The organism is Streptomyces griseoflavus (genome assembly GCF_014649995.1).
Lineage (GTDB): Bacteria > Actinomycetota > Actinomycetes > Streptomycetales > Streptomycetaceae > Streptomyces > Streptomyces griseoflavus.
Map to the genome: position 1 here is coordinate 94401 of NZ_BMUC01000019.1, position 15374 is coordinate 109774.

The following is a 15374-nucleotide window of genomic DNA, read 5'->3' on the forward strand; positions in this document are numbered from 1 at the left end:
GCGAGCATACCGACGTATGCGAGAACGGCGGGTTCACGAGCGTGCATCGCAACACTCATGTGAACCGTGTTGACTCGGTTCACACTCTCTGCTGTCATTGACCCGGCGAACGAGCGGCCTGCCGAAAGGGGGCGGCCGCCGTTTTCGCGGAGGGGACACAGTCATGGGTATGAAGAGCAAGATCGTGCTGGGCGCCGTCGTGGGGGTCGTCGTCATCGGTGCCGTCTCGGCGAACTCGGGCGACGCGGACGGCGGTTCCGCCGGCAAGGGCTCCTCCGTCTCGGCGCAGCAGCAGCCGGGCGGGGCCGACCCGGGCAGCGGCGCCGACGCGAAGCCGGCCGACGGCAAGACCGGCGACAAGAGCGGCGCCGGCAAGGCCGCCGAGAAGGCCTCCCAGGACGAGCAGTTCAAGGCGTTCGTGCGGAAGAACGGCACGCCCCAGGAGAAGGAAGCGGTCGCCCACGTCACCAAGGTGCAGGGCGCCGAGGAGCAGAACGACATCCTGGACGCCGCCGACGTCTACACCGACTTCACCGGCGGGATCATGGGCCAGGGCACGGGCCCCGCCAAGCTCATCGCCTCCGCGTTCGCCGACTGGAAGCAGAGCGAGAACGGCCTCGTCACCGTCTACGACGCCGAGGGTGAACTCCTCGGCAACGGCACCTTCTAATCATCCGCGGAGGAGATCCCATCATGCGTCGCACCGCACTCGCCGCCCTCGCTCTCGCCGCCGTGACGGCCACCGGCCTCACCGGCTGCGCGGGCGGTGACAAGGAGAGCACCGGCTCCCCGGCCGACCGGGCCGGACAGAGCACGGCGAAGGAACCGAAGAGCTCCCCGAAGCCCGAGGAGCCGTTCGCCGGACTGACCGGCGGTCAGATAGCCGAGAAGGCCTTCGCGGCCACGACCGCGGCACCGTCCCTGCGGATGAAGGGCAGCGTCCCGGACGACGCGAGCGGCGGCGCCATCGAGGTCGACATGGCCCTGGACAAGCGCGGCGAGTGCGCCGGCACGATGGGGATGGACGGCCAGGGCGAGGCCGAGCTGATCAAGACCGGTGACACCGTCTACCTGCGCTACGACGAGAAGTTCCTCCGCGCCCAGAGCGAGGGCGAGCCCAGGGGCGAGGTCGACGCGGCCGTGGCCCTGCTGGCCGGCAAGTGGATGAAGACGTCCGCCACCGGCGCCGACGCCGAGGACCTGGCGGGCTTCTGCGACCTCGGCGAGGTCCTCGGCGGCGCGGAGAAGGGCGACGCGGACGCGGCCCGCGGCGCCGTCACGACGATCGACGGCACCCCCGCGATCACGCTGACCGCGCAGGACGGCGAGGACCGCTTCACGCTGTACGTCGCCACCGAGGGCGAGCCGTACCTGCTGCGCCTGGACAGCGCCTCCGCCACCGACCCGGGCACCCTCTCCTTCACCGACTACGGCACGCCGGTCGCGGCGAAGAAGCCCACGGGCGAGATCCTGGACCTCGACACGCTGAGCTGAGCCGGACCGGCCCTCCCCGGCGCGGGCCGGTGCGGACGCGGGCCCCCGGGAGCGGGGACCGCGCCCGCACGGCGCGGAGCGGGGAGGGTCAGGACTCCCAGCGGTACTCGATGATCGCGCCGGGGTTGTCCAGGGGGTCGGTCGACGGGGCGCCCGTCTGGTCGCGGACGGGGCCCGCGGAGTCCGTCGCCACGAAGAGGGACCTGCCGTCGGCGCTGAACTCGGTGTCGCGGAAGCGGTTCTCCTCCACGACCAGCTCGGTGACGTCGCGGACGCCCTTTCCGTTCCCGGTGAGGTCGACGCGGTAGACCGTGCCGTCCTTGAGGGTGGTCATGACCAGGGAGTTCTCCCAGCCGGCGAGGCCCGTGCCGGTGGCCCCGGCGGACTTCCTGGACGTCCCGTAGTGCTCGAAGCTGGAGGGGGCGATGGTGGGCCAGCACACCGACCACATCTCGCCCTGGGCGCAGTCCGGGTTCTGGAAGTCGAAGTCGGAGTCCACGGTGCCGAAGGTGTGGATCGGCCGCACGAAGGGCTCGGTGAAGTCGGTCTCCTGCCGCACCGGGACCGTCTCGGGGATCTCGAAGTTGCTGAAGGTCAGCTCGTCGCAGGGCGTGGGCCAGGAGGCGGACCAGTTGGCGTACACGTACGCCTTGTCGTCGCGGTAGCCGGAGACGTTCGGCCAGCCGTAGTTGCCGCCCTTGGCGAGGATGTTGATCTCGTCGTCGGTCTTCGGCCCCTGCTCGTTGGAGTAGAGGGTGCCGTCGGGCCCGAAGGCCAGCCCCTGGGCGTTGCGGTGGCCGTAGGTGTAGACGTGGCTGCGCACACCGTCGAGGAGCGGGTTGTCCGAGGGGACGGAGCCGTCGGTGTTCAGCCGCAGGGTCTTGCCCTGGTAGGCGATCCAGTCCCGGCCCTCGACCTCGTGGGCGGTGGGCAGCCGCATGGCGTAGCTGGGCCGGCAGGTGTTGCCGAACTGGTTCACGCCCTGGTCGCCGATGGTGTAGTACAGCTTGCCGTCGGGGCCCAGGCGCAGCCGCGCCGACTGGTGGTCGTTGCCGGACGGCATGCCGGCGATGACGGCCTTCGGGCTGTGCAGCCGCTGCCGGTCCGGGTCGTACGTGTACCGCTCGATCTTGGTACGGGCCTGTACGGCCGGGGTGGCGTCGATGTCGTAGCTGTACGAGATGTACGCGTACACCTCGCCGCTCTCGCGACGCTCGACGGCCAGGCCGAGGACGCCGTCCTGTCCGCCCTCGCTGTGCACGGCTTCCGGCAGGCTGAGGAGCGTGCTCCTGGCGCCCGACCCGGGGTCGACCCGGGTGACCTTCTTGCCGCTCTTCTCGGTGACCCACAGGGCCCCGTCGGGACCCCGGACGATCTCGTAGGGGTCCTGCAGCCCGGTGGCCACCACGCGTTTGGTGTAGGTGCCCGGGGCGGGCTGTGTGCGGGTGCCGGCGGGCGGGGTGGCGGTCGTGTCGGAGTTCCCCGAGGGTTCTCCGCCCGTGAGCGCGGCGCCGGTGAGGGAGGCGCCGAGGGCCAGGACGACCGCGGTCGTCACCGGCCCGCGCAGTATGTGGTGCATGCGGTTCCTTCCGGAGATGTACCCCCGTCCGAGCGTCGCCTGGAGTAGCCGTTCGGGCACTCCGAGTGCCGTGGGGCTGCGCCGTTCGGGTGACGGAAGGTGGTGACCGGCAGGGGAAGCGCACATGGGCCGGGCCGGGCTCGAAGTGCGCCCGGCGCCCCGGCGGTTGAGGCCGGGACGCGTGCGCCGCCGGGGCGCGCGGGCCGGGCCGTCAGCCGCCGCACTGCTCCAGCATGGTGTCCTTGTCGGGCGCCGTCACCGCCATCTCGTACTTGAGGGCCACCTGGGCGAAGCGGATGGCGTAGGAGCAGCGGATCCGCTTGTCCGGCGGCAGCCAGGAGGCGGGGCCGGAGTCGGACTTGGCCGAGTTGGCGCGGCCCTCGACGGGGAGCAGGTTGAGGGCGTCGTTCGCGAGCTGCTCGCGCTTGGACTCCGGCCAGCGCGACGCGCCCATCTGCCAGCTGTAGGACAGCGGCACCACGTGGTCTATCTGCACCTCGGCGGCCTTCGCCTTCTTCCAGGCGATGTCCTGGCCCGTGTACGGGTCGTACAGGTCCATGGAGACGACCACGCAGGTGGAACCGCTGCGGAACTCGACGTTGCGCCCGTGGAGCTTCAGCAGGTCGTTGCGCGTGTCGCAGCCGTTCCTCGCCAGCGGCACCCCGTCCGCGGTGTCCATCCAGGCATAGCCGAACGCGTCCCGTTCGTAGCCCGTCTTCGGGCCGCGGCCCTTGGTGGTCACCTTCTCGATGAGAGCGACGGCCGCGGCACGGTCCTTCTCTCCGGTCACGGGCGCGAGGCCCGGCCGGGTGCCGTCCGGGTTGTCCAGCGGGCTCGCGGCGCGCCCGTCGGACGCGGGCTCACCGCTGCCGCCGCCGGCCGGGGGGTCCACCTCCGGGAGCCCGTCGCAGCCGGCGAGCAGGGCCGCCGCGGCGATCACCGCCGGTCCCGTGTGCCGGATCCTCCTGCCCCACCCCATGTGTCGCGTCACCGCGCCCCTCCCTCGCTCCACCGACTTCTGCCCCGGCACGGACGGTCCGACGCCGGATCTCACCGTAACGAGCGAGAGGTCCAGACCAAATCCACCCGTTCTGGGCATTCGTCGCACACCGCGCGTATCGTCGGTACGGAGTCACTCTCCGGAAGGAACTCGCATGGGCATCCTCGACAAGTTCAAGAGCAACAAGGCGGCCCGCCAGAAGGCCCACCAGGCCTCGGACACCGCGGAGAAGAAGCTGAACGAGAGGACCGGCGGCAAGCACGAGCAGCACATCGACACCGCGCAGCAGCAGGCCGAACGCCGGCTCGGAATGGACCGCGACCGCCCCGACCAGCCGTAAGGCCTCACGCACCCGTCAGGGCCGTCCACGGCGAACGTGCGCCGTGGACGGCCCGGTGCCTTTCCGGACGCCGGGAGGCCCAACGGCCCTGCCGGGCTTCCGCGTCAGGACCCGAGCACCGACGTGAGGAACTCCCCGACCCAGCCCAGCAGGTCCCGGCCGACCAGCGGCTTGCCGCCCACCTTCGCGGTCTTCGGCCGGGGCACCAGCACCTGGTGGGCGGCCGGCTTGATGACCGTGCCGGGGTAGAGCCGCTTCAGGCGCAGCTCCTGCGACTCGCGCAACTCCACCGGCGCGAACCGGATGTTGTTGCCCTGCAGCACCACCTCACCGACCCCGCAGGCACGGGCGAGCATCCGCAGGCCCGCCACCAGCAGCAGGTTCTCCACCGGCTCCGGCAGCTTGCCGTAGCGGTCGACCAGCTCCTCCCGTACGGACGTGATGTCCTCCTCGCTGTTGGCGGAGGCGATCGCCCGGTACGCCTGGAGCCGCAGCCGCTCTCCCGGCGCGTAGTCGTGCGGGACGTGCGCGTCGACGGGCAGCTCGATCTTCACCTCGAGCGGCGGCTCCTCCTCGATCTCGCCGGTCTCCAGCTGCCGCCGGTAGTCCGCGACCGCCTCGCCGACCATCCGCACGTACAGGTCGAACCCGACACCGGCGATGTGCCCGGACTGCTCGCCGCCGAGGAGGTTCCCGGCGCCGCGGATCTCCAGGTCCTTCATCGCCACGTACATGCCCGCGCCCATCTCCGTGTGCTGGGCGATGGTCGCGAGGCGTTCGTGCGCGGTCTCCGTCAGGGGCTTCTCCGGCGGGTACAGGAAGTAGGCGTACCCGCGCTCCCTGCCCCGCCCGACCCGGCCGCGCAGCTGGTGCAGCTGGCTGAGGCCGAAGTTGTCGCCGCGCTCGACGATCAGGGTGTTGGCGTTGGAGATGTCGATGCCGGACTCGACGATCGTCGTCGACACCAGCACGTCGAACTTCTTCTCCCAGAAGTCGACGACGACCTGTTCCAGCGCCGACTCCGACATCTGGCCGTGCGCGGTGGCGATCCGCGCCTCCGGCACGATCTCGCGCAGCCGCGCCGCCGCCCGGTCGATCGACTCGACCCGGTTGTGGATGTAGAAGACCTGGCCCTCGCGCAGCAGTTCACGGCGGACGGCCGCCCCGATCTGCTTCTGCTCGTACGGGCCGACGAAGGTGAGCACCGGGTGGCGCTCCTCCGGCGGGGTGGTGATCGTCGACATCTCGCGGATGCCGGTGACCGCCATCTCCAGGGTGCGCGGGATCGGCGTGGCGGACATGGTCAGCACGTCGACGTTGGCGCGCAGCTTCTTCAGCTGCTCCTTGTGCTCGACACCGAAGCGCTGCTCCTCGTCGACGATGACCAGGCCCAGGTCCTTGAACCTGGTCTCCGAGGAGAACAGGCGGTGGGTGCCGATGACGACGTCCACCGACCCCTCCCGCAGGCCCTCCAGGACCGCTTTGGCCTCGGTGTCGGACTGGAAGCGGGACAGCGCCTTCACGGTCACCGGGAACTGCGCGTACCGCTCGCTGAACGTCCCGAAGTGCTGCTGCACCAGCAGCGTGGTCGGGACGAGCACGGCGACCTGCTTGCCGTCCTGGACGGCCTTGAAGGCGGCCCGGACCGCGATCTCGGTCTTGCCGTAGCCGACGTCGCCGCAGATCAGGCGGTCCATGGGGACCGTCTTCTCCATGTCCTCCTTGACCTCGGCGATGGTGGTGAGCTGGTCGGGCGTCTCCGCGTACGGGAAGGCGTCCTCCAGCTCCCGCTGCCAGGGGGTGTCGGCGCCGAAGGGGTGCCCGGGGGCGGCCATCCGGGCGCTGTACAGCTTGATCAGGTCGGCGGCGATCTCCTTGACGGCCTTCTTGGCGCGCGCCTTGGTCTTGGTCCAGTCGGCGCCGCCGAGCCGGTGCAGGGTGGGGGCCTCGCCGCCGACGTACTTGGTGATCTGCTCCAGCTGGTCGGTGGGGATGTAGAGGCGGTCGCCGGGCTGGCCGCGCTTGGCGGGGGCGTACTCCACGACCAGGTACTCGCGGGTGGCGCCCTGCACGGTGCGCTGCACCATCTCGATGTACCGGCCGACGCCGTGCTGCTCGTGGACGATGTAGTCGCCGGACTCCAGGGTGAGCGGGTCGATGGTCTTGCGCCGCCGGGCCGGCATCCGCGCGCCCTCGCGGCCGGATGCCTTCTGCCCGGTCAGGTCGGTCTCGGTGAGGACCACGAGCTTGAGCGCGGTGTCGACGAAGCCGTGGTCGATGCAGCCGCAGGAGACGTGCACCACGGACGGGGTGATCTCGCCGAGGTCCTTGTCCAGACGGGCGGCGATGCCCTCACCGCCGAGCACCTCGACGGTGCGGGCGGCCGGGCCGTGCCCCTCGGTGACGAACACCGTGCGCCAGCCGTCGGCGAGCCAGCCCTTGGTGTCGGCGAGCGCCCGCGCGGTGTCGCCGCGGTAGGTCTCGGGGGCGTGCATGCCGAGCTTGAGGGTGTCCGGGCCGCCCGCCGCGCCGGCGGCGGACGTCAGCGTCTCGTCGGCGGCGAACGGCGACACCGACCACCACATCATGCCCAGCTCGCGGGCCCGGTCCCGGACGTCCGCGAGGGACCACAGGGAGGCCGCGCCGACGTCGATGGGCGCCTCCCCTCCGCCCGCGGTGGCCGCCCAGGACGCCTGGAGGAACTCCTGCGAGGTGGCCACCAGGTCCGAGGCGCGCGTGCGCACCCGCTCCGGGTCGCAGACGACCGCCATGGACCCCTCGGGCAGCACGTCCAGCAGCAGCTCCATGTCGTCGACGAGGACGGGCGCCAGGGACTCCATGCCCTCCACCGCGATGCCCTCGGCGATCCTCCCGAGCAGCTCGCCCAGCTCCGGGTGCTCCTCGGCGAGGACCCGCGCCCGCTCCCGCACCTCGTCGGTGAGCAGCAGTTCACGGCAGGGCGGCGCCCACAGGCCGTGCTCGGCGACCTCCAGGGAGCGCTGGTCGGCGACCTTGAAGTAGCGGATCTCCTCGACGTCGTCGCCCCAGAACTCGACGCGCAGGGGGTGTTCCTCGGTCGGCGGGAACACGTCGAGGATGCCGCCCCGTACGGCGAACTCGCCGCGCTTCTCGACGAGCTCCACGCGCGCGTACGCGGCGGCGGCGAGGGCTTCGACGACCTCGTTCAGGTCGGCGCTGTGTCCGGTCCGCAACGAGACCGGCTCCAGGTCGCCCAGGCCTTTGACCTGCGGCTGGAGCACGGACCGTACGGGCGCCACGACGACGGAGACCGGGCCGGTCTCGGGGTCGTCGGGGCGGGGGTGGGCCAGGCGGCGCAGGACGGCGAGGCGGCGTCCGACGGTGTCGCTGCGGGGGCTGAGGCGCTCGTGCGGGAGGGTCTCCCAGGACGGGTACTCCACGACGCCCTCGGGCGGGAGCAGGGAGCGCAGGGCCGCGGCCAGGTCCTCCGCCTCGCGGCCGGTGGCCGTCACCGCGAGGACGGGGCGGCCGGTGTCGCGGGCCAGGGCGGCGACGGCGAAGGGGCGGGCCGCGGGCGGGCCGACCAGGTCGACGTGCATGCGGTTGCCGTCCGCGGCGGCCGCGACGGCCTCCGCGAGGGCGGTGTCCTTGACTACGGCGTCGAGCAGACCGTGCAGGCTCATTCGGGGCGCTTTCCGTCCGGGGGTGTGCAACACGACGGGCCCGACGCGCGCTGCGGGCCGGGGGTGTCCAGGGTACGTCGGCGCGTCCCCGGCCGCGGGGGCTGTGGGCGACGACCGCTCCCCGCGCCACCGGGCGGCCGGACCGGGCCCCGGGTGACCGCGCACCCGGCGCCCGTGGGCGGGAACGGCTGGCACGCACCGGCGCCGGAGAGTCCCCCGAGGACTCTCCGGCGCCGGTGTTCCCCCGCAACCCCCGTGTGCGGTGGCTAGTCGGTGGCGATGGCGTTCAGGACGTTCATGCGGCCGGCGCGGAAGGCCGGGACCAGGGCCGCGAAGAGGCCCACGAACGCCGACCCGATGAACACCCCGATGATCGTCGGCCACGGGATGTCGAGGACCTTCAGGCCCTCCAGGGCGAGCAGCTGCTGGGCGGTGGCGCCCCAGCCCATGCCCAGTCCGAGGCCCAGCAGGGCACCGAAGAGGGCGATCACGACCGACTCCAGGCGGATCATGCGGCGCAGCTGCCGGCGTGAGAGGCCGATGGCCCGCATCAGGCCGATCTCCCGGGTCCGCTCGACGACCGACAGGGCCAGGGTGTTCACCACACCGAGGACCGCCACGACGATCGCGAGGGCCAGCAGGCCGTAGATCATGTTCAGCAGCTGGCCGATCTGGTCCTGCAGCGCCTCCTTGTAGTCGGTCTGGTCGCGCACCTTGTACTGCGGGTAGTCGTGCAGCGCGTCCTTGAGGGCCGTGTACGCGGCGTCCTTCTGCCCGTCCTTCGCCGAGGCGAAGAGCAGCTGGTCCAGCGGCATCCTGTCGGCCGACACGTACTTCGCGAGGGTGGCGGTGGACGTGTACATCGCGCCCGCGTCGACGACCGCCTCGCTGCTGGTGATGGCCCGGACCGTCAGGGAGCCCGTCGTGCCGTCCTTGAAGGCGACCTCGATGGTGGAGCCGACGCGGACGTCGTGGTCCTTGGCGAAGTCCTCGTGGACGGACATCGAGTCGGGCCGGTAGGCGTCGGCGAGCTTCCCGGCGACGGTCTCGACCCGCAGGTCGGTGGCGTACGTCGGGTCGGCCGCGGTGATCGCGGTCTTGTCGGTGGTCCTGCCGTCGGGCGTGGTGAAGTCGGCCTCGGTCCACTTGTACCGGGTGACCCGGTCGATGGCCGCGACCGCCTCGACGGCCTTCACGGCCTCCGGGACCAGCGGCTGGCCCATGTCGTTCTGGATGATGAAGTCCGTACCGACCGTCTTGTCGAGTTCCTCGGTGGCCGAGGCCACCATGGAGGAGCCGACCACGGACAGGCACGCCACCAGCGCCAGGCCGATCATCAGCGCGGCGCCGGTCGCGCCGGTGCGGCGCGGGTTGCGCAGGGCGTTGCGCTCGGCCATGCGGCCCACGGGTCCGAAGGCCCGCAGCAGGATCGCGCCGAGGACGCGGACCACACCGCTCGCCAGCACCGGGCCGACGACGACGAAGCCGACCAGGGACAGCACCACGCCCAGGCCCAGCCACAGGGAGCCGTCGGTGGCCTTGTCGGCGGTTCCCGCCAGGTAGAGGCAGGCTCCGCCGGCGCCGGTGAGGGCCAGTCCGATCCCGCCGCGGATCCAGCCGGCCTTGGCGTCCGCCGGCGTTCCGGCGTCGCGCAGCGCGGCCATCGGGGAGATCTTCCCGGCCCGGCGGGCGGGCAGGTAGGCGGCGAGGACGGTGACGACGACGCCGAGGAGCAGTCCGAGCGCCGGGGTCGTCCAGGCGACGGTGAGGTCGTTCGTGGACAGTTCCATGCCCATCAGGCCCATGAGCTTCATCAGGCCGACGGCGAGACCGATGCCCGCGCCGACACCGAGGACCGAGCCGATCACGCCGAGCAGCAGCGCCTCGACCAGCACCGAGCGGTTGACCTGCTTGCGGGACGAGCCGATCGCCCGCATCAGGCCGATCTCCCGGGTGCGCTGGGCGACCAGCATGGAGAAGGTGTTGATGATCAGGAAGATGCCGACGAGGAAGGCGATCCCGGCGAAGCCGAGCATGGCGTACTTCATGACGTTCATGAACTCGCCGACGCTCTCCTTGTTGGCGTCCGCGGTCTCCTTGGCGGTCTGCACCTTGTACGCGCCGCCGAGCGCGGCCAGGACGTTCTCCTTCAGCCGCTCGTCGCTGACGCCGTCCTCGGCGGTGACGTTGACGTTGGTGTAGACGCCGCTCTCGCCGACCAGGGTCCGCTGCGCGGTCGCGAGGTCCAGGAAGAACATCGCGGCACCGGGGTTGGTGACGGTGAAGTCGGCGATGCCGGAGACCTTCGCCAGGTGCGTGCCGACCGCGCTGATCACGCCGATCTCGTCACCGAGCTTCAGGTCGTGCTTGTCGGCGGTGTCCGCGTCGACCATGACCTGGTCGGCGCCGGCGGGCGCCGCGCCGGAGGTGATGTCCATGGTGCGGGCGTCGTTGGCGTTCCAGTTGCCGACGATGGTCGGGCCGCCGCTGGTCGGCGAAAGACTGTCCTTGTCGCCGTCGACGACGGTCACCGAGGTGGAGAACACGGTGCCCTCGACCGACTTCACGCCGTCCGCGCCGCGCACCTCGTCGAGCACGGAGGCCGGTATGACGGGCGGCTTGCCGGTGCCGGAGGTGGTCTCGCCGCCGTCGGAGGCGCTCTTGGAGCTGACCGTGACGTCCGACGACGTGGCCGCGAACAGCTTGTCGAACGTCGTGTTCATGGTGTCCGTGAACACCAGCGTCCCGCAGACGAACGCCACCGACAGCAGCACCGCCACCGCCGACAGCGCCATGCGGCCCTTGTGCGCGAAGAAGTTGCGCATCGAGGTTTTGAGGACGGTCATGACGTGCGCCCCCGGGCGTCGAAGTCCTTCATGCGGTCCAGGACCTGCTCGGCGGTCGGCTGGTGCATCTCGTCGACGATGCGGCCGTCGGCGAGGTACAGCACCCGGTCCGCGTAGGAGGCGGCGACGGGGTCGTGGGTGACCATGACGATGGTCTGGCCCAGTTCGTCGACCGAGCGGCGCAGGAAGCCGAGGACCTCGGCGCCGGCGCGGGAGTCGAGGTTGCCGGTCGGCTCGTCCCCGAAGATGATCTCCGGCCGGGCGGCCAGGGCCCGCGCCACGGCGACCCGCTGCTGCTGCCCGCCGGAGAGCTGCGTCGGCCGGTGCCTGAGCCGTCCGGCGAGGCCGACGGTCTCCACCACCCGGTCCAGCCACGCCTTGTCGGGCTTGCGGCCGGCGATGTCCATGGGCAGCGTGATGTTCTCGATGGCGTTCAGCGTCGGCAGCAGGTTGAACGCCTGGAAGATGAACCCGATCCGGTCCCGGCGCAGCCGGGTGAGCTTCTTGTCCTTCAGCCCGGTGATCTCGGTCTCGTCCAGGTAGATCTGCCCGGACGTCACCGTGTCGAGGCCGGCGAGGCAGTGCATCAGGGTGGACTTGCCGGACCCCGAGGGGCCCATGATCGCGGTGAAACGGCCGCGGGCGATGTCCACGTCGACGTGGTCGAGGGCGACGACCCGGGTCTCACCGGACCCGTACGCCTTCACGACCTGCCGCGCCCGCGCGGCAACGGCCGTGCTCCCGCCAGTGCCCCCGTGCCTGGGAATGGTCACAGCCGATGTCACGGTAAGTCTCCTAAGTCGGTCAACGAGTGGATGCACTTCCCCGCGGCCCCGTCGTACCCGGCGGCCGTCCGGGGCGTGCCCGGTGCGTGTTCGTGCGGTGTGCCTCAGTGTGGCGGTGGAGGCGGGCCGGGCGCGCTGGTGCTCAGCGCAGTCTTGCCCTGGGGAAAACCCCACCCCCGGTGCTGTGCTCCGCCACCCCCCGATGGCGTAAGGCCAGATTAAGGACGGCTCCCGCCCCGTCACGTCCTCCGCCGGTACGAACCCTCCCCGAGCCGTAGTACGGAGGTACCCCTAGGGGCAGTCCGCCGAAGTGCGGAGCCCGTCTCGGGGTCGCCTCCTCCTCCAGGGCCATACGACGGACCTCCCGACGCCCCCCCACCACCTCCCGGCGCACCCCCGACCGCTCTCCCGACGGGCCGTCCGACGGCCCGTCCAAGCCTCCACCCTTCCCCTGCGTCAGGTGCAACCCCGCTTCCCGCCACCGCCCTTGAGCGGGCCGCCGTCCCCCCGCACCCCCGAGGGGGGACGGGTGCCGGATCAGTCCACCATCCGGCCCGTCAGCGCACTGAGGCTGGCGCACACGTGGTCCATGTGGGTCTGCACGTCCTCCCGGCGGTCGGCGTGGTCGCGCAGCACCCGCTCGGTCTCCCGCCCGATGCCCTCCGCGCGCACCCGCGCCTCGTCGAGCACTTCCGCCGCCCGCTCCCGCGCCTCCTCCGCGCGGCGGCGCGCCTCCTCCTCCGCCTCGGCGAACACCTGCCGCGCCTCGGCCAGCTCACGCTCCGCACGCGCCTCCGCCTCCGCCTGACGGGCGGCCAGCTCGGCCACCCGCGCGGCCTCCTCCCGCTCCACCGCGTCCATCCGCTCCGCCTGCTCGCCGGCCACCTCGGCGAGCGTCCGCGACGTGCGCTCCCGCATCTCCCGCACCTCCGCCAGCGTCCGCCCGCGCTGCTCCTTCACCTCCAGCCGGGCCCCGATCCGGATCCCGTCGGCCTCCGCGCGGGCCGCGTCCAGCCGCTCACCGGCACAGGCGTCGGCGTCGGCGCGCACCGCGTCCGCGTACGCGCGCGCCGCCTCCCGCACACCGGCCGCCTCGTGCCGCGCCAGGTCCATGACGTCCCGCGCGTGCTGCCGGGCCCCCTCCCGCACGGCCGTCGCCTCCTCCCCCGCCAACTCGAACAGCCGCCTCGCGCTCTCCCCCAGCGACTCGTACGTCTGCTCGGGCAGCGCCGCCACCCGCGCCCGCAGCAGCTCCAGCCCTTCCTCCATCTCCCTGGCGAGCACGGTGAGCCGAGCCGCCCGCTCCCAGGCCGCGTCACGTTCCTTCGAGAGGGCCTCCACGTACGCGATCACCTGCAAAGGACGGTAACCACGCCCCCGTACGACCTCGAAGCCCTGCGACGACACCGATGCGCTGCTCACCCTGGAACCCCTCTTTCACCGACGGACTCGAAGCCCAGCACGACCACCGAGCACGAAATGGGATGAATCGCGCACATCTTGATGGATCACACGGAAGGGTTCATAACGCGACACTCCGCACAGAGGACACGCAGAAGCCGGGCCCGGTCGTCCTTCCGACCGGGCCCGGCTTCCTGACCTCACACGGGGTTCAGCGACAACAGGTCACAGCAACCCGTCCCACATCTGCTCCAGCAGCACCGACCACCAGCTCTCCGGCGAACCCAGCGCCGCCGGGTCCAGCGCGGCCAACTGCGCCTGGAAATCCACCGTCCAGCGGCCCGCCTGCTCCTGATTCAGCCCGAACCGCAACCGCCACATCCGGCCCAGCAGCGCCAGACACCGCGCGAACTCCGGCAGACCCGTGTTCACGAACTGCGGCGGCACGGACACACCGCCCGGCCCGGCCTCCACCGGCACCGCGACGATGTTCGCCGTGCCGTACTGCACACAGATCGCCTTGCCGAAGTCACTGCCCATCACCAGGTACGAGCCCGCGTCCGGGGCCGCCTGCACACCCCGCTCCACCGCCAGCTCCGCCAGCGTCGGCACCGGACGGCCCGGCTGCGCCTGCGCCCAGAAGAACGGGCCCATGTCCATCGGCAGCCCCGCCACCACCAGCGTGTGCGCCACGACCGGCGGCACACCCTGCCGGGACACCGCGGCCTGCTCGAACCGGAACAACCCCGGCCCGAAAGCCCCCGCCAGCTCCTGCGCGATCGCCTCCGGCGGCACCGGCGGCGCCGGCGGCACGGGAGGAATCGGCGCCCGCACCGGCGCCGGACGCGCCGGACCGTCCGCCACCTGATGCAACTCACCCTGATGAGCGAGCAGTTGCCCCATACCCTGCTGACGGCTCGCATGATCCGTGCCGTACGGCGCGATCGACGTGATCCGCGCCTGCGGCCACTGCTCCCGGATCATCCGCGCACAGTACGCACCCGGCAGCGCGCACGACTCCAGCTCGGTGTGCAGCTCCAGCACCTGGTCCGGCGGCACGTTCATGGCGCGCAGCTCGTGGAAGATCTGCCACTCCGGATGCGGCGTACCCGGCGCCGAACGCCGGATCAGCTGCTGCTCACTGCCGTCCTGCGCCCGGTAGCGCAGCACGGCCTGGTAGCCGGGGCCCACCGTCGGCAGGCCGGCCGGCTGCGGCGGATACCCGTACGCCGGCGGCTGCCCCGGAACACCGGGCGGAGGCGTACCCGGCGGCGGCACGGCTCCCGGCGGCACCGGGGGAACGCCCCCCGGCACACCGGGCGGAGCCGGCGGCGGAGGCACACCGGGGCCGCCCACCGGGGGCGCGGCCAGCACCGTCTCCGCGTGGTGCACCGGCGCGCGCCCGCCCCCCGCCGCACCCGGAGCGGCGGGAGCACCGGGCGGCTGCGGAGCACCCGGAGCACCGGGGGGACCCGGGGGCACGGGCGTCGCCGGCCCGCCCGGGTCGGCGAACACCGTCGCCGCATGCTGCACCGCACCCGGCGGCGTACCACCGGGCACGCCCGGCGCACCGGGCGGCGGGGTCGGCGCACCCGACGCGGACGACTCGGCCGTCCCCTCCGGGCCCAGCGACGACACCATCTGCGTCGGCACGTACCCGCCCGCCGGCGAGCCGCCCGGCCGCGCGCCCGGGGTCCCCGGCGCACCCGGAGGGGGCGGCGTCGTCGGACCCGCGCCCCGCCGCGGCGGCGGCGTCGCCCTGCTCGTCGCGGCGTCCGCGATGTCACCCGCGTTCGGCGCGAGCGGCCGCTCCGGCACACCCGGACCGGCCGGAGGCGGCGGCGTCCCCCGCCCCTCGGCCGCACCCGGCACCGCCGGAGCGACAGCCGTCGGCGGGAGCCGGCTGCCACCCGCGATCAACGCCGTCCGCGCCTCCGCCGCCGGCGACGACGGCGGGGCGTCCTCACCCGGCTCGCCCAGCTGCTGCGCGAACACCGTCTCCGGCAGCGGCACGGAACGGTCCTCGCCGACATCGGCATTGGTGTCCGTACCGGCCCACGGAGTCGCCCCCGCGGCCCCGCCGCCGTCCGCCCCGGAACCGCCCGCGGCAGGCCACGCCGGCCCGCCACCGGCCCCGGCGACCGCACCCGGCGCCGCGCCCTCCGCACCGGAACCCGGTACGGCGTCCCGCGGACCCGAACCGGCCGGCCGCGCGTCCCGCGGCTCCGGACCCGAACCGGCCGGCCGCGCGTCCCGCGGCTCCGGAC

At 72.6% G+C, this 15374-nt stretch carries 9 protein-coding genes and 1 pseudogene; 3 read left to right on the plus strand and 7 right to left on the minus strand.

What is annotated here, in order from left to right; all coding sequences use genetic code 11:
- Nucleotides 1-163: 163 nt before the first annotated feature.
- Nucleotides 164-670 carry a hypothetical protein gene (locus IE172_RS30130; protein ID WP_190100503.1) on the plus strand — a complete coding sequence of 169 codons (507 nt, stop codon included), beginning with the start codon at nucleotides 164-166 and terminating at the stop codon, nucleotides 668-670.
- 23 nt (nucleotides 671-693) lie between these two features.
- Nucleotides 694-1494, plus strand: coding sequence for a hypothetical protein (locus tag IE172_RS30135; protein ID WP_190100504.1), 801 nt, complete (start codon nucleotides 694-696; stop codon nucleotides 1492-1494).
- Nucleotides 1495-1582: 88 nt separating this feature from the next.
- Here the strand turns inward: IE172_RS30135 and IE172_RS30140 are convergent, their stop codons facing one another.
- Together IE172_RS30140 and IE172_RS30145 are read right to left on the minus strand one after the other, a co-directional pair.
- Nucleotides 1583-3073, minus strand: coding sequence for a glucose/sorbosone family PQQ-dependent dehydrogenase (locus IE172_RS30140; RefSeq protein ID WP_190100505.1), 1491 nt, complete (start codon nucleotides 3071-3073; stop codon nucleotides 1583-1585).
- Between the two features lie 211 nt (nucleotides 3074-3284).
- On the minus strand, nucleotides 3285-4052 hold the full coding sequence (locus IE172_RS30145) for an HNH endonuclease family protein (RefSeq protein WP_190100546.1): 768 nt from the start codon (nucleotides 4050-4052) through the stop codon (nucleotides 3285-3287).
- 175 nt (nucleotides 4053-4227) lie between these two features.
- On the opposite strand from IE172_RS30145, the gene IE172_RS30150 reads away from it, so the two are divergent.
- The gene (locus tag IE172_RS30150) at nucleotides 4228-4413 is read left to right on the plus strand and encodes an antitoxin (protein ID WP_190100506.1); all 186 of its coding nucleotides are present in this window, start codon (nucleotides 4228-4230) and stop codon (nucleotides 4411-4413) included.
- 104 nt (nucleotides 4414-4517) lie between these two features.
- Here the strand turns inward: IE172_RS30150 and mfd are convergent, their stop codons facing one another.
- The 5 genes and pseudogenes from mfd to IE172_RS30175 all read right to left on the minus strand — a co-directional run.
- Nucleotides 4518-8075 (minus strand): transcription-repair coupling factor, encoded by a 3558-nt coding sequence (gene mfd, locus IE172_RS30155; protein WP_190100507.1) that lies wholly within the window; start codon nucleotides 8073-8075, stop codon nucleotides 4518-4520.
- Between the two features lie 266 nt (nucleotides 8076-8341).
- A complete protein-coding gene (locus IE172_RS30160) occupies nucleotides 8342-10921 on the minus strand; it encodes an ABC transporter permease (protein WP_190100508.1) in 2580 nt (859 codons plus the stop codon).
- Complete coding sequence (locus IE172_RS30165; RefSeq protein WP_190100509.1) at nucleotides 10918-11706, minus strand: ABC transporter ATP-binding protein; 789 nt, start codon at nucleotides 11704-11706, stop codon at nucleotides 10918-10920. Before IE172_RS30165 ends, IE172_RS30160 begins: the two co-directional genes overlap by 4 nt.
- Before the next feature lie 537 nt (nucleotides 11707-12243).
- Entirely contained in the window at nucleotides 12244-13128 is an 885-nt protein-coding gene (locus tag IE172_RS30170; protein ID WP_229886570.1) for a cellulose-binding protein, read from the minus strand.
- A gap of 204 nt (nucleotides 13129-13332) precedes the next feature.
- Nucleotides 13333-15374: pseudogene (locus IE172_RS30175) on the minus strand (SUKH-4 family immunity protein); the annotation flags it as partial.